General features: G+C 46.6%; 19 protein-coding genes. 11 read left to right on the top strand and 8 right to left on the bottom strand.

Going from position 1 to position 20,108, the window contains the following annotated elements; all coding sequences use genetic code 11:
• From ABW391_RS04655 to cysS, 5 genes are all read left to right on the top strand, one after another.
• The coding region (locus ABW391_RS04655; protein ID WP_502916312.1) for a DNA mismatch repair MutL family protein at nucleotides 1-1,047 on the top strand (1,047 nt) is incomplete at its 5' end.
• Nucleotides 1,048-1,110: 63 nt separating this feature from the next.
• Entirely contained in the window at nucleotides 1,111-1,719 is a 609-nt protein-coding gene (locus tag ABW391_RS04650; protein WP_353480667.1) for a rhomboid family intramembrane serine protease, read from the top strand.
• A gap of 84 nt (nucleotides 1,720-1,803) precedes the next feature.
• On the top strand, nucleotides 1,804-2,793 hold the full coding sequence (locus tag ABW391_RS04645; RefSeq protein ID WP_353480666.1) for a rhomboid family intramembrane serine protease: 990 nt from the start codon (nucleotides 1,804-1,806) through the stop codon (nucleotides 2,791-2,793).
• Nucleotides 2,794-2,796: 3 nt separating this feature from the next.
• Entirely contained in the window at nucleotides 2,797-3,840 is a 1,044-nt protein-coding gene (locus ABW391_RS04640; RefSeq protein WP_353480665.1) for an endonuclease/exonuclease/phosphatase family protein, read from the top strand.
• A gap of 82 nt (nucleotides 3,841-3,922) precedes the next feature.
• The gene (gene cysS, locus ABW391_RS04635) at nucleotides 3,923-5,431 is read left to right on the top strand and encodes a cysteine--tRNA ligase (RefSeq protein ID WP_353480664.1); all 1,509 of its coding nucleotides are present in this window, start codon (nucleotides 3,923-3,925) and stop codon (nucleotides 5,429-5,431) included.
• A 135-nt stretch (nucleotides 5,432-5,566) separates the two neighbouring features.
• On the opposite strand, the gene ABW391_RS04630 is transcribed toward cysS, so the two are convergent.
• From ABW391_RS04630 to ABW391_RS04615, 4 genes are all read right to left on the bottom strand, one after another.
• Nucleotides 5,567-6,949, bottom strand: coding sequence for a tetratricopeptide repeat protein (locus ABW391_RS04630; protein WP_353480663.1), 1,383 nt, complete (start codon nucleotides 6,947-6,949; stop codon nucleotides 5,567-5,569).
• A gap of 320 nt (nucleotides 6,950-7,269) precedes the next feature.
• Nucleotides 7,270-7,704 carry a hypothetical protein gene (locus ABW391_RS04625; protein ID WP_353480662.1) on the bottom strand — a complete coding sequence of 145 codons (435 nt, stop codon included), beginning with the start codon at nucleotides 7,702-7,704 and terminating at the stop codon, nucleotides 7,270-7,272.
• Nucleotides 7,705-7,850: 146 nt separating this feature from the next.
• A complete protein-coding gene (locus ABW391_RS04620; RefSeq protein ID WP_353480661.1) occupies nucleotides 7,851-8,390 on the bottom strand; it encodes a hypothetical protein in 540 nt (179 codons plus the stop codon).
• A 227-nt stretch (nucleotides 8,391-8,617) separates the two neighbouring features.
• Nucleotides 8,618-9,169 (bottom strand): RNA polymerase sigma factor, encoded by a 552-nt coding sequence (locus ABW391_RS04615; RefSeq protein ID WP_353480660.1) that lies wholly within the window; start codon nucleotides 9,167-9,169, stop codon nucleotides 8,618-8,620.
• A gap of 106 nt (nucleotides 9,170-9,275) precedes the next feature.
• Here ABW391_RS04615 and ABW391_RS04610 point away from each other — a divergent pair, with 106 nt between their 5' ends.
• Entirely contained in the window at nucleotides 9,276-9,842 is a 567-nt protein-coding gene (locus tag ABW391_RS04610; RefSeq protein ID WP_353480659.1) for an NUDIX hydrolase, read from the top strand.
• A gap of 149 nt (nucleotides 9,843-9,991) precedes the next feature.
• Here ABW391_RS04610 and ABW391_RS04605 read toward each other — a convergent pair whose 3' ends face one another.
• From ABW391_RS04605 to ABW391_RS04595, 3 genes are all read right to left on the bottom strand, one after another.
• Nucleotides 9,992-11,452, bottom strand: coding sequence for a M14 family zinc carboxypeptidase (locus tag ABW391_RS04605; RefSeq protein WP_353480658.1), 1,461 nt, complete (start codon nucleotides 11,450-11,452; stop codon nucleotides 9,992-9,994).
• 61 nt (nucleotides 11,453-11,513) lie between these two features.
• Entirely contained in the window at nucleotides 11,514-12,641 is a 1,128-nt protein-coding gene (locus ABW391_RS04600; protein ID WP_353480657.1) for an AAA family ATPase, read from the bottom strand.
• Nucleotides 12,550-13,236 carry an RNA ligase family protein gene (locus ABW391_RS04595; RefSeq protein ID WP_353480726.1) on the bottom strand — a complete coding sequence of 229 codons (687 nt, stop codon included), beginning with the start codon at nucleotides 13,234-13,236 and terminating at the stop codon, nucleotides 12,550-12,552. The genes ABW391_RS04600 and ABW391_RS04595 overlap by 92 nt, the downstream gene beginning before the upstream one ends.
• A 166-nt stretch (nucleotides 13,237-13,402) precedes the next feature.
• Here ABW391_RS04595 and ABW391_RS04590 point away from each other — a divergent pair, with 166 nt between their 5' ends.
• From ABW391_RS04590 to ABW391_RS04570, 5 genes are all read left to right on the top strand, one after another.
• Nucleotides 13,403-14,536 (top strand): pyridoxal phosphate-dependent aminotransferase, encoded by a 1,134-nt coding sequence (locus ABW391_RS04590; protein WP_353480656.1) that lies wholly within the window; start codon nucleotides 13,403-13,405, stop codon nucleotides 14,534-14,536.
• A gap of 117 nt (nucleotides 14,537-14,653) precedes the next feature.
• Complete coding sequence (locus ABW391_RS04585; RefSeq protein WP_353480655.1) at nucleotides 14,654-15,124, top strand: hypothetical protein; 471 nt, start codon at nucleotides 14,654-14,656, stop codon at nucleotides 15,122-15,124.
• Nucleotides 15,125-15,230: 106 nt separating this feature from the next.
• Entirely contained in the window at nucleotides 15,231-15,638 is a 408-nt protein-coding gene (locus ABW391_RS04580; protein WP_353480654.1) for a hypothetical protein, read from the top strand.
• A 331-nt stretch (nucleotides 15,639-15,969) separates the two neighbouring features.
• Complete coding sequence (locus tag ABW391_RS04575) at nucleotides 15,970-17,133, top strand: pyridoxal phosphate-dependent aminotransferase (protein ID WP_353480653.1); 1,164 nt, start codon at nucleotides 15,970-15,972, stop codon at nucleotides 17,131-17,133.
• A gap of 1 nt (nucleotide 17,134) precedes the next feature.
• Nucleotides 17,135-19,084 (top strand): DsbA family protein, encoded by a 1,950-nt coding sequence (locus tag ABW391_RS04570; RefSeq protein ID WP_353480652.1) that lies wholly within the window; start codon nucleotides 17,135-17,137, stop codon nucleotides 19,082-19,084.
• Here ABW391_RS04570 and ABW391_RS04565 read toward each other — a convergent pair.
• On the bottom strand, nucleotides 19,081-20,013 hold the full coding sequence (locus ABW391_RS04565; protein ID WP_353480651.1) for a DUF2231 domain-containing protein: 933 nt from the start codon (nucleotides 20,011-20,013) through the stop codon (nucleotides 19,081-19,083). The genes ABW391_RS04570 and ABW391_RS04565 overlap by 4 nt on opposite strands.
• Nucleotides 20,014-20,108: the final 95 nt, after the last annotated feature.

Genomic DNA, 20,108 nt, shown 5'->3' with positions numbered 1-20,108 from the left:
GACCCCGCCAGGATTGACGTCAATGTGCACCCGACCAAGCAGGAAATCAAGTTTGAAGACGATCGCCTGGTGTACAATTACCTCAAAGTGGCCGTTCGGCATGGCCTGGGCCAACACGGAGTGATGCCCTCACTGGATTTTGAGCAGGAATTGAGCTTAAAATTACCCTACATCACCAACAAGATGGATCAGGACAAACCCATCGTGACCCCCGCCCGCAACAGTGCTGCCTGGCAAACCGACGAACCCAAACAATTTAACTACAGCGGAGACAGGGAGGAGACCAACTCCGAACAGCGCCGCGAAGCAAATAACCTGCGCAATTGGCAATCGTTGTACAAGGATTTGGGGGGTACCGATGAAGAAATCAATGCTTCTGAAGCAATTGACAACCTGGATGGCACCCATACCCTGACCATTGGGAGTACCTGGAGCAACGATGAACTTACTTCGAGCGCCAACCCCAATGAGCCTTTGGTCAAAAAGGGCAAAACGCCTTATCAGATTCATGGCACCTACATTGTCAGTCAAATCAAGTCGGGGTTTATGCTCATTGATCAGCAAGCTGCGCATGAACGCATTTTGTATGAGCAATACTTGGGCATGATGGAAGAAAGGCAGCCCGCATCGCAGCATCAACTGTTTCCGATGACGCTGAATTTTAGCCCCAACGATACGGAAATACTCAAAGACCTAATCCCAGAAATCTGTCTTTTGGGGTTTGATGTACAGGAATTTGGGGGCAATTCTTTTGTGGTCAACGCTGTTCCCGCAGAATTGGCGGGAAAACAAAACGAACGCAGCATTTTGGAAAGTTTGCTGGAACAGCATAAAATTGGACTGGAATTGCAACTGAATACCCGCGAAAGCATTGCTCGATCGATGGCGCGTACTGCTGCCGTAAAACGGGGGCAATTGCTCAGCGAACTGGAGATGCAATCGCTGATTGATCAGCTTTTTGCTTGTGGATTGCCGTTTCGCAGTCCTTTTGGCAAAAAATGCTTTGTTACGTACGAACTGGATGATTTACAAAAACATTTTGAATAACACAAGACTGTTGAGGTCGACTGCATTTTTTGCCCAGACCCAAGCAGCTGAAGCTTTTACGTCATGATGCGCATTACCGATGTTGTAAAGAATTTATTGATCATCAATGTATTGATGTATTTTGCAACCAGGTACCTGTGGGGTAATCCTGATCGTTTTATATTGGCACTGTTTTATCCTACATCCGATTTTTTTCATCCCTATCAGTTGGTTACGCACATGTTTATGCATGCCGACATCAACCACCTTTTGCTGAATATGCTGGGGTTGTACATGTTTGGGAGTAGTTTGGAGGCTTTTTGGGGATCGAAAAAATTCTTGTTCTTTTACCTTTTTTGCGGGTTTGGGAGCATGATTTTGTACCTCTTAGTGCGGTACCTGGAAGTAGGTTTAAATGTAGACAATACCCCTATGCTTGGGGCATCGGGTGCTATTTTTGGCTTAATGGCGGGTTATGCCATGCTGTTTCCCAACAACATCATCAGCTTGCTTTTTCCGCCGATTTCTTTACCCGCCAAATATTTTGTGCTCATTTATGCTGCCGCAGAATTGTTTTTTGGGTTGGGGATTGTTGATGTTGGCAAAGGAGTTGCTCATTTTGCCCACTTGGGAGGCGCCCTTTTTGGTTTTTTATTGATTCTTTACTGGCAAAAGTACGGTAGCAAGCTATAAACTGACCAAATGGCAAAAACTGCCCTTTAAAATGAGGATAAAACGTTCTATTTTTGGATTAAATTCGCATAAGCAGAAAATAACATGTTAAGGTCGATCTGGGAGGATTTAAAGCGGGAATTTAGTTACGGGAATGCGGTGACGCGCATTATCCTGGTCAACGTCGGTGTGTTTGTACTGATTAATCTTTGGAACATTGGATTATTCTTGTACCGTGGTGTGGGGTCAAATGAGGACTTTTTTTACACCAATGTACTGAAGTACCTTTCCATGTCATCAGATTGGAAGTTCGTTTTGTTGCATCCCTGGGTGCTTATTACCCATATGTTTTCCCACTTTTACTTTCGACACATCCTCTGGAATTTGCTTTTTTATCAAATGTGCGGCCGCATCATGGGCGATCTACTGGGCAATAAGCGCGTATTGCCTATTTATTTGTTGGGTGGCTTGGTTGGCGCTTTGTTTTTTTTCATTTTTGAAAACTTTCTTGATCCAGTCGTGCTTGCAGGCAGAGGCCCTACTTCGGCCTTAGGCGCTTCGGCGGCGGTGATGGCTACCGTTGTTGTTTCTGGAGTTGTTGCCCCTGATTACATCGTTCGCTTGCTGTTCATTGGCGATGTAAAGCTCAAATTCATTGTGATCACTTTGATCTTTGTAGACCTTACTTTCATTGCCATGGGAGACGGCAACTCGGGAGGACTTTTCGCGCATTTAGGAGGCGATGTATTTGGATTTGTATATGCCTGGCAATTGCGGAAGGGAAATGATTTTGCCTTTCCTTTTATTCGTTTTTTTGACTGGATCAATGCGACCTTGTCAAAATGGAAAAACGGAACGCCACCGCCTCGTGGCCCCAAGGTGGCTTATAAAAACCCCAAAGTTCGCGAAAAAACCACTGCTGGCCGTCAGGATTCCAGCAAGCGCACTGGCGCTAATACCAGTACTCAACCAAAGTACGACAACATGAGCCACCAAGAACAATTGGATGCCATACTCGATAAAATAAAACAGCACGGCTACGAAAACTTAAGTACCGAGGAAAAAGAATTTCTATTCAACGCCAGCAAAAAATAACCCGTGCAAAAACTAATCCGCTGGGCCAATGTGCTGATCGTTTTTCTTACGTTGTTGACTTACCTTGCACCATTCGTTAGTCCGGCGCGTTTTTGGCCATTTGCTTTTTTCGGCCTGATTTATCCCGTCTTGCTGGTTATTAATTTATTGTTTGTCGCCTATTGGGCTTTTCGGCGACAATGGCAAGCCTTACTCTCCTTAGGAGTCATTCTGGTGGGATTCAACCATTTCATGGGCATTATTGGATTGCATTTTGGGCAAACAACCAGCGCAACGGGGCCCACTCTCAAAGTGATGACTTATAACGTTTTTGGTTTTGGAAATTTCCATAAACGGAACACTGCGGCTGATCCCAAAGATGTTGAATCATTGGTGTACACCCAGCAGCCGGATGTATTGTGCATGCAGGAGTTTTTGTTCAACGACCAACGTGGCCCTACCTATCTCGATGCATTGAGTCAAAAGAATGGATTGGTGCATGCTGCCTGGAAAAAAAGGGAAGAACTGGCCATCTTTTCCCGTTACCCCATTCTGCGTTCCGAGGCACGCTATTTTGGGGTCACCAATGGCTACCGCTATGCTGATCTTCAGGTGGGTGACCGCATTATTCGGATATACAACGTGCATCTGCGTTCCAACTCAATCACCAACCTGACCGACAAAGTAGTAGAAACAGGTGATATCCGGGAAAAAGAAACCTGGTCAAGTGTAAAGAGTATTCTAGGAAAATTCAAACGGGCTGCCCAAGACCGGGCCAGTCAGGTTGAAGAGCTCATTGCCCATATTTCTAATAGCCCCTATCCCGTAATCGTGTGTGGTGATTTCAACGATATTCCTCAATCTTACGCGTATCATTCCATTCACAAGTATTTGAAAGATGCCTTTCTATCCGCAGGCTTAGGGATAGGCATTACTTATGCTGGCCGTATCCCTGGTTTGCGCATTGACTATATTTTTACCGACCCTCAATTTACGCCGATTTACTGTCAGCGGGGCAAAGTGCATTTTTCTGACCACCGCCCCTTAATTGCAGTAATAAAACTATAAGTCTGACGCAAAAAATCGGGAAGTTTATTTTTCTGCGTTACTAAGACAATTCTCTATTTTTGCGGCGGCAAAAATAAGTCCAATGAACAGCGAACTAAAAATTTACAACAGTCTCAGCAAAGAGAAAGAAGTTTTTCAACCCATTGTCCCGGGTAGAGTCGGGATGTACGTATGTGGGCCTACCGTATATAGCAATGTTCATTTGGGCAATTGTCGTACTTTCGTCAGTTTTGACATCATCTACCGCTACCTGCAATTCCTGGGCTACAAAGTGCGCTATGTGCGCAACATTACCGACGTGGGTCACCTGGAAGGCGATGTGGATACCGGTGGCGAAGACAAGTTGAGCAAACGCGCGCGCCTGGAGCAACTGGAGCCGATGGAGATCGCCCACAAGTATACGGTGGGTTTTCATGACATGATGCGCATTTTCAACGTGCTACCTCCCAATATCGAACCCCGCGCTACCGGGCATATTCCCGAACAAATTGAAATGGTACAGCAGATCCTGGACAATGGCTATGCTTATGTGGCCAATGGATCGGTTTATTTTGATACCCTCAAATTTGCAGAAGAAAGTGGCCATTACGGCCAGTTGTCGGGTCGAAAAATCGAAGAACTCATCTCCGAATCGCGCGACAACCTCAAGAAGCAAGACGAAAAACGCAACCCTGCCGATTTTGCGATTTGGATCAAAGCAGATCCCGAGCACATCATGCGCTGGAATTCACCCTGGTCAGTGGGTTTCCCAGGTTGGCATTTGGAATGCTCGGCGATGAGTACCAAGTACTTAGGCAAAACATTTGACATCCACGGTGGCGGCAACGATCTCAAGTTTCCACACCACGAAAACGAAGTGGCGCAAAACTACGGTTCTTGCGGTTGCACCCCTGCCCACACCTGGATACATTGCAATATGCTCCTGCTCAATGGCAAAAAAATGTCCAAATCGGATGGCAACTCCATTATGCCAGAGGAGCTTTTTAGCGGCAATAGTGCGCACATCACGAAGGGATACAGCCCAATGGCGGTGCGCTTCTTTATGCTCCAAACGCACTACCGTAGTACCCTAGATTTGACGGATGAAGCCCTACAAGCTGCCGAAAAGGGCTATCGCCGCTTGATGGAAGCTTATGCAACTTTGCTAGTCTTGCCTTTCGGTGGCAACGGCGAGGCAACGGCACAAGATCAAGAAATTCGGGAATCCATCGCTTCGGTACACAATGAAATGAACGATGATTTCAATACGCCCAAAGCATTGGCGCGCTTGTTTGAAATTGTCAGTCGGGTAAACAGTTGGAAAGGCGGCCAAATCAGCATGGAGGGATTGAGTGAGGCAACTTTTGCCGAACTGAAGACGACTTTTCACACCTTCCTGTTTGACATTTTTGGACTTCAAGATGAAGTTGCTGCCGGTAGCGACAATAGTTTCAAAACCATCGATGGCCTGATGCACCTCATCATCGACATGCGTGCGGATGTACGTGCGCGTAAGGATTGGGCCGCAGCGGATAAAATTCGTGATGTCCTCAAAGCGGTTGGCATCGTGCTGAAAGATGGGAAAGAGGGAACGGAGTGGAGTAAGGAGTAGAAAGCAATCAGCTATGAGCAATCAGCTATCAGCTATCAGCAATCAGCAATCAGCTATCAGCTATCAGCAATCAGCTGTCAGCAATCAGCTATCAGCTAAATCCGCATCTTGCTGATAGCTGACGGCTGATAGCCGTCAAGAATATGCCCTCAATAGGGAAACGATTTCTGAATCTTTTTGGAGTTGTGGTGCCATTTTGAAGAGTAAAAAATAAGAATCGTAATCCTCTTCCAGCACTTCACTGAGTTGAAGAAGCGCCTCTTGCCGATCGCCAACTTCAAACAAGCAGGCAATCCGACAATAGCTCAATTCTGGGCCTACACTGCTTTCTTCTGCCAATTCCAACACGTCCATCGCCGCTTCGAATTGCTCGGTTTCCAGAAGAAATAGAGCATATTGTTGCCAATAGGATGCCTCTTCGGGCGCGATGTCCGTTGCCAATCTGTAATGGTCTTCGGCCAACTCGTAATTCCCCATTTCAGCATATGCTGCAGCAATGGTGGCGTGGTATTCCTCGCGGTTATCGTCGATTTCGATGGCTTTGTTACAATAATGAATGGCCAGTTGCCATTTCTCTTCAAGAATTGCCGCTTCTCCCAAGTGGAAATACGCTTCGTCACTGTGCGAATCCTGCTGTAAGGCTTTCTTCAGGTAAGACTTGGCAGCATCAAGGTGGCTCAGTCGAAGGTGACATTGGCCCATCCGCAAAAGCAAGTCGCCCTCCTCACCAAAGAGCTGTTGAATTTCTTCGCAAATCTCCAGCGTAAGGGAATAGCGTTGCAACTCAAAAGCAAGATCAGCCCTATCTCGATATGCTTGTTCGTTGCTTTCATCTGCCAGGTAAGCGTATTCCAAGGCTTCTAGAGCCTCATCGTAATTGCCCAAATAGGCATGAGAAAGCCCCAGGTTTTGCCAGGCAACGGTGGAATAAGGATTTTCGTCAATGATTTGCTCGTGTAGGGTTATGCTCTCTTCATAACTGCGGGTGTGTTGAACGGCACTCATCAATTTCCCCAGACAATGCCGCATCTCTGAATCATAAGCCGCTGCTTCCTTGAGCGCCAAAAACATAGCATCGTACTCTTGTTGGTTTTCATAAATAAGCGCTCTAACAAAGTACACCTCTGCCAGCATGGAGGCATCCAGTTCTTCAGGAAGGTAGTTCAGTTGCTCATGGGCATCAAGGTGATCGCCCAAATAAGTAAGTGCTTGCGCCCGCAACAAGCGAATCTCGGTTTCGTTGGGGGCCAATTTGACCGCATGGGTAAGAACAACCAGTGCTTGACGCTCCTGATGAGCGTGAATGAGAATTTCTGCCTTTCGCAAAAGGAATTCTGCAGTATAACTATGGCAATCAATGGCGCGTTCTACAACTTCCAAAGCCAGTTCATAAGCTTCGTCGTGAAGGTAATGTTCAATCAAATGGCGATAGGCTTCCTGGTCAAGAAAAAACGCTTCTCCTTGCTCCAATAAAGCTTCGTATTCGGTAACTAAATCAATCAATGCCTGGTTACTCATAAGATACAGTTGTAGTCTTTAAGCGGATTGTTGCTAAAGGTAGCAAAAAGCTACCCAGATCTCCGAACTTTAGCTCAACTAAGTGAAAGGCATTAATGGAACGGTAGCTGTTTTTGAGGGAACGGTAATTTATCTAACTGTTTGTGCTTTAATAGTTTATTCTTTTCGATTATTTATCTTTTGACATATACGAACAAAAAAAATGCCAAGCCTTGAAAACGAATTATGATTATTTTACTATTATTTTTTTGCGAATACATTTTCTGATCCCGGAAGTATTTCAGGAGTGAACCCCCGGGATCAGAAATTGGCGTTTTGTTTTATTTTTTAAAGCGGGCTTCCTGAATGCGTTTCAGCAACTCCCGGTTGAATTCCTGCTCGCTGCGTTGCAGTTGGGCAATTTTGCGTACCGCGATAAAACTTTTCATCCGTTGAAAGTAATCCCGTTTGAGTTTGATGATTTGTTCTTCCATCTCAAACCGATCGGTAATGGAGCGTTCTACGTCTTCATCCTTCATAATGCTCAAATCCAAATCGGCCTTGTACTTTTGACGAATGCGTTTTTGTTCAGCCTCGTATTGGTTATATACTGGCCAGAATTTTTCGGATTCTTCGGGGGTGAGTTGCAGCTTATCGGTAATGTAGGCCACTCTCAATGCACGAATCCGTTCTCCTCTGTCTTGTTGTTGGGCTTGCGATGGCAAGGCGTGCAAGCATGCGCCTACCAGTATTAATGCGACGATCAAGTTTCTCATTTTGTTGTATTCGTTTGCCGGTTTAGGGGCGATAAAAAAACAAGTGTTCATTTTGCCAGAGGATTAGATAAGTAAATGGTTCATTTCAAGTGTCTTATTTAATCCTTTGGCTCAAGAAAAATTAACACTTGTTTTTGCCCCACTACTTAGAGTAATTCTTTGATGGTTTCTTCATCCAATTCCTGAAGGTTTTCATCAATGTATTGATCGAGTTCCTCTGGATTCATTTCGTCAAAATTCAGTTGACTGTCTTTTTTAGAAGCGAATTCCATCAAGGTTTCCGTATCAAACTCGTGGAGATTATCCTGAATGTACGCATCCAGGGTTTGCTGATCTAGCTTAGCCAATTCAGTATTCAGGTTTTGACTGGTAGCCTGGTTTTGTTGGTACATCCAGCCAATGCCTACCGTTATCAACAAAGCCACCGTAGCTAGGCTTAGCGCCCAGCGTGTATGGGTCAACCACTGGAATTGCTCCATGATTTGATTGAGCCAATTCGATCCAGGCAAAGCCTGTCTGATGCCAACAGCGCTTTTTTCCGCCTGAATTTTTTCAAAAACCTGAGCTTGCAGGATTTGAAAATAATGGTCGGGCAGCCTGAATGCCTCCCCCTGCTCTTTTATTTTGAGCAGGCGAGGCGAGAGCTCCTCCAACTCTTTCCTTACATCATCATCAGGGCGTTCCATTTGTGTATGTTTTTTTAGACTTGGTGTGACGGGAGACTGCTTGGCTCAAAAATGGTCTTTTTTCCCTGCTTTTCGTTTATTTTATCGTCCGTCCCTTCGGCTTCGCTCAGGGACCGGTCTCCGAGCGAAGTCGAGGAGCGCACTCAAAAATAAGCCTCAATCAGGGAAAAAATCCCTTATTTTTGACCTCAAGCGCTCCCGTTACACCAAGTCTATTGAGCTTGAATTTATTCTGCAAAAAACTGTTCTACTTTCTTGACGGCATGGTGAAAAGAAGCTTTGAGTGACCCAACGCTGGTGTTCAGCAATTGAGACATTTCATCGTAGCTCATTTCTTCATAATACCGCAAATTGAACACCTCCTTCTGGCGTTCGGGCAGGGTTTGAAGTGCTTGTTGCAACCGAATTTGCGCTTCATCCCCATCAAAATACGAATCTGCATGCAGGCGATTGGCCAGATTGATGTTGGCATCATCAATCGAGGTTGCACTGCGGCGGTTGCGTTGGTTGAGAAAAGTGATGGCCTCGTTGGTCACAATTCGGTACATCCAGGTATAGATACCCGATTTCCCTTCGAATTGCGTGAGGTTGCGAAATACCTTCACCATGGCATTTTGCAATACATCGTTGGCATCTTCATGATCCGTTACCATTCTACGCACCTGCCAATACAAACGATCCTGGTACGCATCCATCAACAGCCGAAACCCCCTTTCCAGGGTAACCGGGTTTCGCATGAGTCCCAGGATTTGTTCATCGCTGGTTTTGGTCTGCTGCATCAGCGTTTGGTGATTTGAGATTTAGACTAGGTCTTTCAATAAAGGTTTAAAAGCACACAAAATATTTTCTGCTACTTTTACACCTGAAAGTTAAAACCTATCGCTGATGATGAAGGTAGAACAGCAAAAACAATTTACGTTGGAGTTTTTAGCAGCTTACCTGGCTGCCGACGAAGTGGAGCATGCACATGTTGAAACCACCAAAGCTTTCATCCAGGCACACGAAAATCCTTTTGATCCACAATTGCAAGCTGGGCACATTACGGTATCGGCAATCCTGTTGGATCAGGCTCAGGAAAATATCTTATTCCACTATCACCAGAAACTAGACCGTTGGCTTCAATTTGGCGGACATGTAGAACCAGACCAGGACTTCAACACCTTGCAAGCCGCGATTCGTGAATTGATGGAAGAAACCGGGTTGAGTGTAACGGCGTTTAGTGTCGTCACGGGCGAACCCATCGATCTCGATGTGCATCAGATTCCGGCACGTGGCGAGTTCCCTGCTCATCCCCACCACGATTTTCGCTTTGTTTTCAAAATGATTTTATCGGCAAAATTTGATGAAGCTGTATTCAAATGGATTCCCATTTCCGAGTTGTTGGGCTGGGAGGATGCTTCGATTCAGCGTTTTGCTAGCAAGGTGGCGCATTCAATTTCCAAGGCACAATAAATTAAAGCTGAGTATTCTTTTTGCAGCTTCTCTGCTTGTTTCCACCACCTCAGGCACTTCAGGCACCTAAGGGTCACCTGAGTCATTACTATCTCTGAGGTGAATCTTAGGTTTCTAAGGTGGTGAAAAAAAACTACGAAGCTGCACGCTTACTGGATTTTGTACAAAAACCCATTCACAACTGCGTACTCGGTTTTGCCCTCTTTTTGCAACAGCAAGGAGGCATTCGAGCCAATATTGATACTACCAGAGGTGCCTGGGTTGGCCGGATTGTCGCGAGGGCGGATCAATAACACTGGCAACTTGCTCAATTCGAGGCTTTCGGGCCAACGACTGCTGACTTGCACATCGGTGATGCCCTGCCGCAACAAGGCCATATGATCGGCTTTGGCCACTTCTTCCCAACTAGCTCTTACTCCGGCCTGAATATTGCCAGGCACGACCTGATAGCCTTCCAGGTTGTATTCTTCGTAACCAAAGTTGTTGGACAAATCGCCCATTTCGGAGATGGTGGAGCGGTAAAAAAACTTGCGGCTGTTTTCGGTATTGACTTCCTCCCGCCGGAAAGCCAGGTCAACTTTGTACCACTTGTCGGCACGTTGTACCTGCACATTCCGAATGACGAGGTTGTGTAATCCATTGTTTTGGTTTTCGGGCAATGCTTCATAAGCTGTGAAGTCCCACTCCCGGTATTTTTCAGTGGCGATGGCTTCCAGTGCGGTCAGGAAAATGGAAAAATTGAGGCGGCGCAACTCCTGATTTTCAGGGTCGTCTTTGAGTCCACCCGTTTCGATGAGGATGGTGCGTGTACCCCATTTTTGAATGTTGTCGCCAAAAGCACGGGGTTCAAAATCATCGTCGTAGCGCCCTACTTGCTTGGGAATATGCCGTTGCAACAACTGATTCATGGCACCAATCAGGCGCATGGCGTCTCCACGGGTTTCGTTTACGTCTTTGGTCAGGTTGTAAGCTGGCGCCAAAACGGAAATGGAAGCCGGGTACGGCCCTACGCCAGCACCAAGGTAAATGTTTTGATCGTGCAGGTTGAAACCCCAGTCGGCCTTGGTTTCGTCCCGAATGCGCTTCAGGATGCGTGCTTCGGGGGTTTGCAGGCGCATGGCGTCGCGGTTGATGTCGATGCCTTGCATGCTGCGGCGGGTAAAGCGGTTGGCACCATCCGGGTTGAGCATGGGGATGAAATGCAGAGTCAGCTTGGAAAGCAAGACCTGCCGCAGGGAATCAAATTCGTCCTTTTTTTGCAAAAACTGAAACAAGTCCATCAAGGCCATGGTTGCCGTTGATTCATCGCCGTGCATCTGCGACCACATCAGGACTTTCACCGGACCAGTACCGATGCTCACGTGGTAAATGTTGCGGCTTTGGAAGGATTTTCCTGCCAAGGTGACTTTGAATGGGGCGGGCAATGCCTTGATCATCGGCTCAATGTCTTCGATTTTAAACCGGCGGGTTTCCAGTCCGTTTGCTCGGTAAGCAGGGTACTTCGCATAAAAAAGTTCGGCATTGGGAGAAATCGCAGGTTCTGCTTTTTGTGGCCGACTCTGGCAGGCAAAACAGCTACAAAACAACGCGATCAGAAATAATCTTTGCATGGGTGGTGTGGAATGGTTCGTACCGCAAATAACGGAAATTATTTGACTTGTTGCTCCGCGTCTATTTTACCCATTTCACTTCGTGGCCTTCACCTACCAAAGGCATATCCAATTGCTGGATCATGCGCTCCAGAATGCTGGTTTTGATGTCTTCTTTTCTTCGACTGAAAATATTTTCCTGAGAAGTTTCAAGGTAAACGATGGTAAATTTGGGATCATATACCCGCAGTGCATTGAACAAGCGAGCCCGGAGGTCCTGGGTAAGATTGGTGCTGTTCCATACAAAAGACTGCTTGCGCCGACAGAACTCTTTGGCGCGCTCGTAAGCCAGTCTGGCTACTTTACCTTGCCCATCGCGGTCGTCGGGTTTGATTTTCAGCTCCTTACGGATGTTATCCAGGCTTACCGCGGGCAAATGGGCGTAATGTTTGGCGTAGTAGGTATCCTTGCCGCTGCCTGCGATGCCTGCCAACACAATGACTTCGAAAGCCGTATCGTCAAAAACTTCCACTGGGTAGGTCTCCTCCGACCAAAAATAGCGGTAGCGGCTGTGCTCGTTGTGCCAAATTGCCACTTGCTCGAAGCAGTGATTGTCCAGACAAAGCTCCCGAAAAAGCTCGGCGCGGTACATCAGTTCATCCCGGGTAGCACTGATGCGGCCCAAAACATCTGCTTTGGCGAGTAGAAAAATCAGCTCGTTGCGCACCCGCCAACTCGACAATATGGCCGCCCGAATCGGGTCGGGCTTGTCCATGATCCAAAGCGGCAAGCCGTGCAAGCGCACCAAGGCACAAACTTCCTCCCGAAAAGGCAGCTCGCAATCCCAGAGGATCTCGCGGGCTACTTTTTCTCCGACTTTGGCGTGGCGCGGCGAACTGATTTTTCCGTCTTCAATAACTGTACACTGGGGTTTGGCTACATCGTGCAACAGTGCTGCGTGAAAAAGCAGCGATTGCTCTCGCCCATCCAGGGTTTGAAAAGCAGGAAGTGCCAGCAGTGCCTCCATGACCATGCGGGTATGCGTCCAAACATCGCCCTCGGCGTGGTAGTCTGGTTCCTGCGGGCAGTCGCGCATGGGTTGTACCCAGTCCAGCGACTCAATGAGCGTCCAGTTCGGGGTTTGCTGCTTGAAAATCTGGCCGTTCAAACCAAAGAGGGGCTCTTTTCCAGTTGCGTATCCAATGTTCATCGGTTTGTACGTGGTTTTTGCGAACGTATTTCAGCACCTGCTGCGCGAATTCAGTTTCGGGAAAAGCAGCTGCATTGCGGCACACTACGCCTTCGCTTTCGCCGCCAAAACAACTGCCCTGGGCTTGTTGGTTCGCAATGATTTTTTGTAATTGTGTTGCCGTAAAGGTGCCGCGTTCCAGCAAGGGTACGGTGGGCAAGTCGAGCAATTGGGCATACCATTCCACTTCATCCCAAGACAGCCAGAGGCCATTGTCGCGTACAGCAAACAGGTAAAAATGACTGTCCAATCGCTCATAGGTGATGCTGTGGATGGCGTAAAGGTTTTCGCCAAAAAGATGCAGGTCTTGCAGGGATCTGCCTACACGATCCCAGATTTCCCAGATGGGTTTGGCCCAAGGGTTGCGGTTTACTGCTCCATGTGAGCGAGCATATACCCCGCTGGATTTGATGCAGGTGTTTTCGCCGTCCAGTTTTTCAGTCACGACGATTTCCTGCGCCAACAAGTCCTGCCATTCGTCCTGAATGCGGTCATCATTGACAGCTCCTTCCGAGAATGGGAAGTGATGGGTACGCGGGTATTTTTCGGAACTGATTTCCACGGTTTGGCGGTTTTGTTAAAGCGCAGAACCAGCGTTGAGCGAGGAAAGTTCCCCTGAGGTTTGACCTAAGCGCAAAAATATGCAGCCAATTCGCATCCAGTTCTCTATATTTATAGCCAGTCATCTAACTGAACAACTTTAACCATTTAACCTATCACCTATGTCCAATCTTTCCCGCCGCCAATGGCTTCGCACTGCTGGCCTTGCAACTGGAGCCTTGCCTTTGCTGAGTGTTCCCGGAAAGGCAGCCTCCTTTGAGCATTTTTTAACTTCTCTGCATAACTTACCACCTGGGGTTACCGCCAAATTAAACGCCAACGAAAATCCTTACGGGCCTTCTGAACTGGTGCGCAAAGCCATCACCGGAGCATTCGACAAGATATGCCGCTACCCTTGGGAAGAAACGGATGCAGTATTGCAAAAAATAGCAGACAAAGAAGGGGTCAGCACCGATCATATCCTGCTCACCGTTGGATCTACAGAAGGCTTAAAAATCACTGCCCTGGCCTTGCGCCTTTTTGAAGGAGAAGTCATTTCTGGCACCCCTACTTTTGAGGCGATGTTGCATTACGCCGAAGCATTTGGTGGCTACGTCAATCGGGTTCCTGTGATGGACAACGAAAACCTGACCTTTGACCTCGATGAAATGGAGCGCCGGATCAGTTCCAATACCCGTCTCGTTTTCTTTTGCAACCCCAATAACCCTACCGGAAGTATTTTGCCTGCGGCAAAGTTGCGGGATTTTTGCGCCTCGGTTTCCAAGCGTGCCGTGGTTTTTTGTGATGAAGCCTACATCGATTATGTGACCGAGCCTGGTTATCCCAGCATGGTGGAAATGGTCAAAAAGAACGCCAACGTCATTGTCTCTCGTACTTTTTCAAAGGTTTATGGCATGGCGGGTATCCGCATTGGGTACCTTGTTGCAAGGCCTGACCTGATTCGGCGCATAGCAGCCGTACAAGTAGACGAGCCCAATATGTTGGCACTTCATGCCGCCAATGCTGCCCTTGATGATGCAACGTTTTACAAGTATAGCCTCCAGAAAAACACCGAAGGCAAAGCCCTGATCTATAAGACGCTAGAAACGTTGAAGCTCCCTTATGTGCGCAGCCATGCCAATTTTGTGTTCTTCAAAACCGGTAGAGAAATCAGTAGTGTCATCCGCGACATGCGGGGACAAGGCGTTGAAGTGGGGCGTCCATTTTTACCACTTTCCGAATGGTGTCGGGTAAGCACAGGCAAAATGGAAGACCTGGAATTGTTTAAAAAAGGATTACTTAAGGTCTTCGGATAGGGCTGATTACTTCCTATTTTCCCGTAAAGAGCTCAAGTTTGTTTATTTGAGTAATTTTTTCACACTACTGGGCATTTTCATTTCGCGCAGATGCTACACAGATTAAAACGCAGATAAATGAAAGCGGCCAGCGTAAAAGATTTAAAAAAAGAATTGGAGCAGCGATCGCCTTACGAGTTGGTTGCGTTGTGTTTGCGTTTGAGCAAATTCAAAAAAGAAACCAAGGAATTGCTCAGTTACCTGCTGTTTGAGGCCGATGACGAAACGGCCTACATTCTCAGAATCCAGGAAGAGATGGCCGCACAATTTGCCGAGATCAACACCAAATCTTCGATCTACATCAAAAAAGGGATAGGAAAAATTCTGCGCCAAGTCAAAACCAGCATTCGGTATTCCGGCAAGAAAGAAACCGAAGTAGAACTGTTGCTTTTCTTTTGCGCCCAACTGAAAGCTTTTCGGCCTTCCATCAAAAAAATCACCGTACTCCAGAACCTCTATGATCGGCAATTGGAAAGGATCCGCAAGGTGATTCCGATGTTGCACGAAGATCTCCAGTATGACTATGGAGTTGAGTTGGAGCGGCTTTAGAAAGACTGATTTATTCCAATCTTTCCAGTGATGGATATCATAGCCAGTAATCCCGAACTGGCCTACTTTCATTCAATATTTATTTTTTCACCAAAAATACCATTGAATGAAAAAAGTCCTCACCTCGGGCCTGGTGGCGAGCATTGTCTTGCTGGCCTTTGCTTATTTGTGTTTGCAACTTACGCCTATTTTGCTTCCAGCGGTGGCATTGGAATACTTCAATCCAGTATTTGTAGACGATGAATCTCGGCAAATTTTTTATTTTGTCCACCCAGTAATCCTGGCTTTTGCGTTGGCTTGGTTCTGGAACAGGTTTAAAGGCTTGTTTGTAGGAAACCTGTTTTTCCGTGGATTGGAATTTGGCTTTGTATACGTCATTATTGCCACCTTACCCATTATGGTGCTGATTTTCAGCGCACTCGACATCTCATTGGCCATCATTGCAACCTGGTTGGTCTATGGTTTTTTCCAGGCAACTATTGCCGGGTTGATTTTTGCCAGAATGCACGTTTAAATCGTTGAGCTTTAGTGTAAAATGGCCATGATCAAAAATAAAATTAGCAATCCGCTGCGCTAAGGGGCGATAAAAAAATAAGTGTTCATTTTGCCAAAGCGCTAGATGAGTAAACGGTTCATTTTAAGTGTCTTATCTAATGCTTTGGCTAAGAAAAATGAACACTTATTTTTGCCCCACTATTAAAGTAGTGGATTCTTTTTTATATTTGTGCATTGAGCTGTTTTGAGATATCTACATGCGTTTGTATTCGTTTTGAATGGCATTTTTTGTCATCGAATACTGCTTTGTAGGTAGTTGATAGCAGTGAAAATTCAATTGTCCATTCAAAATGTTTACTTCGAACACTGTAAAACTGGCACTGCTCAAGCAGCGTGCTTACAACCTACGTTGGGCTACTTTGCCCGATGGCGTCATTCCTTTGACTGCCGCTGATTCAGATTTTCCTTGTGCCGAACCTATCCAGGAAGCGGTAGCACGATATGCAAAAGACGGTTATTTTTCGTACGGCCCTCCAGAGGGATTACCAGAACTTCGGGAGGCGCTTGCGGTACATTACCAAGAAATCAAGCGGGTCACTTACTTGCCGCAATACATTTTACCCGTCGATAGCGCCGCATTTGGCATTTTCCTTACTTGCCAATCTTTTTTGAGTCCGGGCGACGAGGCCATAATTTTCGATCCTGTTGATTTTCTGTTTCGTTATTCCGTCGAGGCCGTTGGGGCAATTGCCGTCCCTTTTGCCATCCCTCCAGGTACTGAAAAAGTTGATTTCAGCCAATTGGAGCAACTGGTTACCCCCCAAACCAAAATGATTTGCTTGTGTAATCCGCTCAACCCAACCGGGAAAGTTTTCACGCCAACAGAATTACTAGAATTGGTTGCTGTAGCTGAAAAGCACAATTTGCTCATTCTCTCTGATGAAATTTGGAGCGACATCGTGTTCAAGCCATTTGCTTACACCAGTGTTGCTTCATTAAATGAGGAAGCAAGACGCAGAACCATCACCATCACCGGATTCAGTAAATCCTACGGCCTGGCAGGGTTGCGGATTGGCGCCATCCTGGTTTCCAACGCGGCTCATTTTCAAAAAATATACCACACTTCTCTGCATCAATCTACCATACATGGCAGCAATGTACTTGGCCAGATTGCAGCAACAACTGCCTTGCAGGAATGCCGCAGTTGGCTGGCCGAATTTATGCTGCACCTCCAAGTCATGCGGGATCTTTGTGTGACCAAATTAAATGAAATAGAAGGATTTAGCTGCATCGCTCCGCAGGGCTGTTATGTCGCTTTTATAAATATAACTGGTACGGGTATGACCAGTGCCGACCTGCAAAAATTATTGTTGGAAAAAGCCAAAGTGGCAGTTGTGCCTGGCCTCGCGCAGTGGTTTGGGGAGGGCGCAGAAGGATACATTAGATTAAGTTTTGCCACATCGGCTGAAATCTTGGAAGAAGCACTATTTCGTATAAATAAGAACCTACTGTAAAATGAAAACTGTAATTCTTGGCGGAGGTATCGCGGGCTTAACCCTGGGTATTCTCCTGCACAGAAAAGGAAAAAAGGTAGTCGTCAATGAACGATCTATGCAAATCCCGGTGCGGGGCAATGCATTCCTGATGCATGCGGAGGGGATTTCTATTCTGAAAGGCCTGTCAGAAGGGCTGATTGAATACAAAATTCCCGGAAAGGTTATTGATACATTCAGCTTGAAAAGGCCGGATGATGAAGAGGTCAAATTTCAAAAGCTCGACCCCTGGCAATGCATAAAACGGAAAGACATCATTGAATTTCTGTACCAACTCATTCCACACAAGCTCATTAGGCACGGTCGGGAATTTTCTCATTTTCTTTTTGAAGATAAAAAGGCGGTTGCTGCTGTTTTCAAAAATGGAGAAATCGAATACGGCGATGTATTCATCGGCGCTGATGGTGGAAATTCGCAGGTACGCGAACAGCTCTTTGGCCCAACCTCTTATACAGCTGTAGAAGTCAAGGAGATCCTGGGGCTGCTACAAGATGAAGCCATCAGTAAAAAATACAGCCACCGCTTCACCAAATTTCAGCACAAGTCCAAAGGCATCTCTTTTGGGATGATCCCTACTTCCGCTACTGACTTGGTATGGTACATCCAATACGATGTGCGCATCATGGATTTGCCCGATGATGCGACGCCTGAGCTTATCGGGCAGTTTTGTCGCACCCTCTTGAAAGGATTCCCCCCCATTGTACAACAAGTCATGTATTCAAACGATTTCAAATCTTCCTATATCTGGCATACCCGCGATTTTGATTTGCTCCCGGCTTTTCATTCAGAAAATGTGGCGCTAATTGGCGATGCGGCGCACCTTGCCCTGCCTTTTACCAGTGCGGGCACCACCAATGCATTAGTAGATGCCTATACTTTGTTTCATTGTTTGATTGGTGAGAGAAACCACCAGGTTGCTTTTGAACGCTATTATCAACTGCGCTGCGAGCACATTGCCAAACAGGTTCAATTGGGTCGTGACATCAAAAAGGATTTCCTGAATCCGATTGATAAGGTTGACGATGAATTGATGGTTCCGCTCATCAGCAAGCAAAGTAGGCCGATTATCAAATTCGCCGAAGAGAAAGAGATCCAGGTCATTTATTTTACGGATCCGATTTGTTCTACTTGCTGGGTGATCCAACCCCAATTGAGAAAACTCCAACTGGAATACGCTGACCATGTCAACATTGAATACAAAATGGGCGGGTTGTTGCCCTCCTGGGACAATTTTTCTCGTGGGGGAATCCAAAAACCAAGCGATGTCGCGGCCCACTGGGAAGAGGTTTGTTCTTTTTATGAAATGCCTGTCAACCAAAACATTTGGCTCGAAGATCCCTTGCCTTCTTCTTACCCACCATCTATTGCCTTCAAGGCGGCTCAACTTCAGGATACCGGAAAAGCAGTGATGTTTCTGCGGAGAATCCGGGAAATGGTGTTTTTAGAGAAAAAGAACATCATTAAAAAAGAATTCCTGCACCGGGCTGCATTTGAAGTAGGCTTGGACGCGGCAAGGTTGTTGCGTGACCTCGAAGGTCGAGCCCAAACCATGTTCAAACAAGACCTGGAACTTGCGGATGCTCTAAAAATAAAGGAGCTGCCCACCCTGTTTTTCTCCAATAAATCAGGAGGCCAACTCAAATTGTCTGGTTTGCAGCCTTACGAAAACTTTGAAGCGATCATTCAGCAATTGGCACCTGGCATTGAAAAATCAGCCTACGATAAAACACCAAAATACCTCTTTGAGGCTTTTCAAACTTTTACGTCCAAGGAATTTGCTTTCCTGCGCGACGAAAGTGATACGGAGTCCAAAGCCGTGCTGGAAAGCCTCTTTCAGGTCAACCTGATCAAGAAATTTCAAAGCCCGTCCGGGAATATGTGGATCAACAATTATGATCGGGTGGAGGATTAGGATTGGCCTAGCCCAGCCTTCCAATCATAAATCCGCTTGATCCCTGAATTCGTTTTTAATTTTTCGACTCCAGCCTTAGTTATTTTGGTTTCGTTCAAATTCAGGGCTTCCAGGTGTTTCAAGCCCATCAAGGTCTGTACGATTCCATCTCCGATCGGGTTTTTCTCCAGTCGCAATTTTTCGAGATTGGTCATCCGCTTGAGCACATCCAGGTCTTTTTCTTGGAACTCATTGTCCGCCAAATTGAGCCACACTATATTTTTTGCTAGTGCTTCCAGGTGCGGCGCCAACTCGGCCATGCTTTTTCCAGACTGGGCAGGCAAGGTCACATCCAGCATCACTGGCCGTTTGAGGAGGATGCGTACATTGCAACCCAGGTCGCGTAGTTTTTGGATCTGCTTTGGATCTGCCTCCAGGGGCAGTTCAGGATTGACTTTAGGCACCTCGATTTCGGTGGAGTCGAAGGCCAAATTTACTGTTTTTGGGACTGGAGAATCTTTCACCGCTTGCAACCAAAGGAAATCCCCCCCATGGGTAAGGCTGCCCCCTTGATGCCCCGTAAACAGCAATAGCCCGCCCAATAGCAACAGCAAAGCACTAAAAATACGCGGAGCATTTGGCGCGTTTGTGCTTAAAATCCAAGCCCGAAAAAAGTACAATACCCCACTCAGTCCGGCCACTGCCCATCCTCCCCATTGGTGCAACGAGAGGTTTTGGGGGGAATAATCGCCACTTAAAGACAGCAAATAGCCCGTGCCGCAGGAGAGCGCAGCAGCCAAAAAGCCCAATAATAAGGTCGTTTGTACCGCCGATCGGAAATGGGCATACGCAGGGCGGTATGCCAGTACATCCAGCAAAATGGCCATCAAAATAAACCCTATGGGCAAATGTACCAGCAGTGGATGCAGGTGTCCGGTTAAAGTGGTCATGTTTAGCAACAGCTTTGAATGTTTTTAGTGCTTTAATTTAGGAAAATATCGCAGCTTCGTTGTTGTTTTTTTTTCCACCACCTAAGGCACCTGAG

It is taken from the genome of Haliscomenobacter sp., assembly GCF_040403615.1.
Classification (GTDB): domain Bacteria; phylum Bacteroidota; class Bacteroidia; order Chitinophagales; family Saprospiraceae; genus Haliscomenobacter.
Note: the sequence above shows the minus strand (reverse complement) of the source record. Positions and strands in the feature narration are given on the sequence as shown.

Coding starts and splice junctions, on each gene's coding strand:
- ABW391_RS04650 (WP_353480667.1), top strand. CDS start 1,111: ATGATGCGCATTACCGATGTTGTAAAGAATTTATTGATCATCAATGTA.
- ABW391_RS04645 (WP_353480666.1), top strand. CDS start 1,804: ATGTTAAGGTCGATCTGGGAGGATTTAAAGCGGGAATTTAGTTACGGG.
- cysS (WP_353480664.1), top strand. CDS start 3,923: ATGAACAGCGAACTAAAAATTTACAACAGTCTCAGCAAAGAGAAAGAA.
- ABW391_RS04630 (WP_353480663.1), bottom strand. CDS start 6,949: ATGAGTAACCAGGCATTGATTGATTTAGTTACCGAATACGAAGCTTTA.
- ABW391_RS04625 (WP_353480662.1), bottom strand. CDS start 7,704: ATGAGAAACTTGATCGTCGCATTAATACTGGTAGGCGCATGCTTGCAC.
- ABW391_RS04620 (WP_353480661.1), bottom strand. CDS start 8,390: ATGGAACGCCCTGATGATGATGTAAGGAAAGAGTTGGAGGAGCTCTCG.
- ABW391_RS04615 (WP_353480660.1), bottom strand. CDS start 9,169: ATGCAGCAGACCAAAACCAGCGATGAACAAATCCTGGGACTCATGCGA.
- ABW391_RS04610 (WP_353480659.1), top strand. CDS start 9,276: ATGATGAAGGTAGAACAGCAAAAACAATTTACGTTGGAGTTTTTAGCA.
- ABW391_RS04605 (WP_353480658.1), bottom strand. CDS start 11,452: ATGCAAAGATTATTTCTGATCGCGTTGTTTTGTAGCTGTTTTGCCTGC.
- ABW391_RS04600 (WP_353480657.1), bottom strand. CDS start 12,641: ATGAACATTGGATACGCAACTGGAAAAGAGCCCCTCTTTGGTTTGAAC.
- ABW391_RS04590 (WP_353480656.1), top strand. CDS start 13,403: ATGTCCAATCTTTCCCGCCGCCAATGGCTTCGCACTGCTGGCCTTGCA.
- ABW391_RS04585 (WP_353480655.1), top strand. CDS start 14,654: ATGAAAGCGGCCAGCGTAAAAGATTTAAAAAAAGAATTGGAGCAGCGA.
- ABW391_RS04580 (WP_353480654.1), top strand. CDS start 15,231: ATGAAAAAAGTCCTCACCTCGGGCCTGGTGGCGAGCATTGTCTTGCTG.
- ABW391_RS04575 (WP_353480653.1), top strand. CDS start 15,970: ATGTTTACTTCGAACACTGTAAAACTGGCACTGCTCAAGCAGCGTGCT.
- ABW391_RS04570 (WP_353480652.1), top strand. CDS start 17,135: ATGAAAACTGTAATTCTTGGCGGAGGTATCGCGGGCTTAACCCTGGGT.
- ABW391_RS04565 (WP_353480651.1), bottom strand. CDS start 20,013: ATGACCACTTTAACCGGACACCTGCATCCACTGCTGGTACATTTGCCC.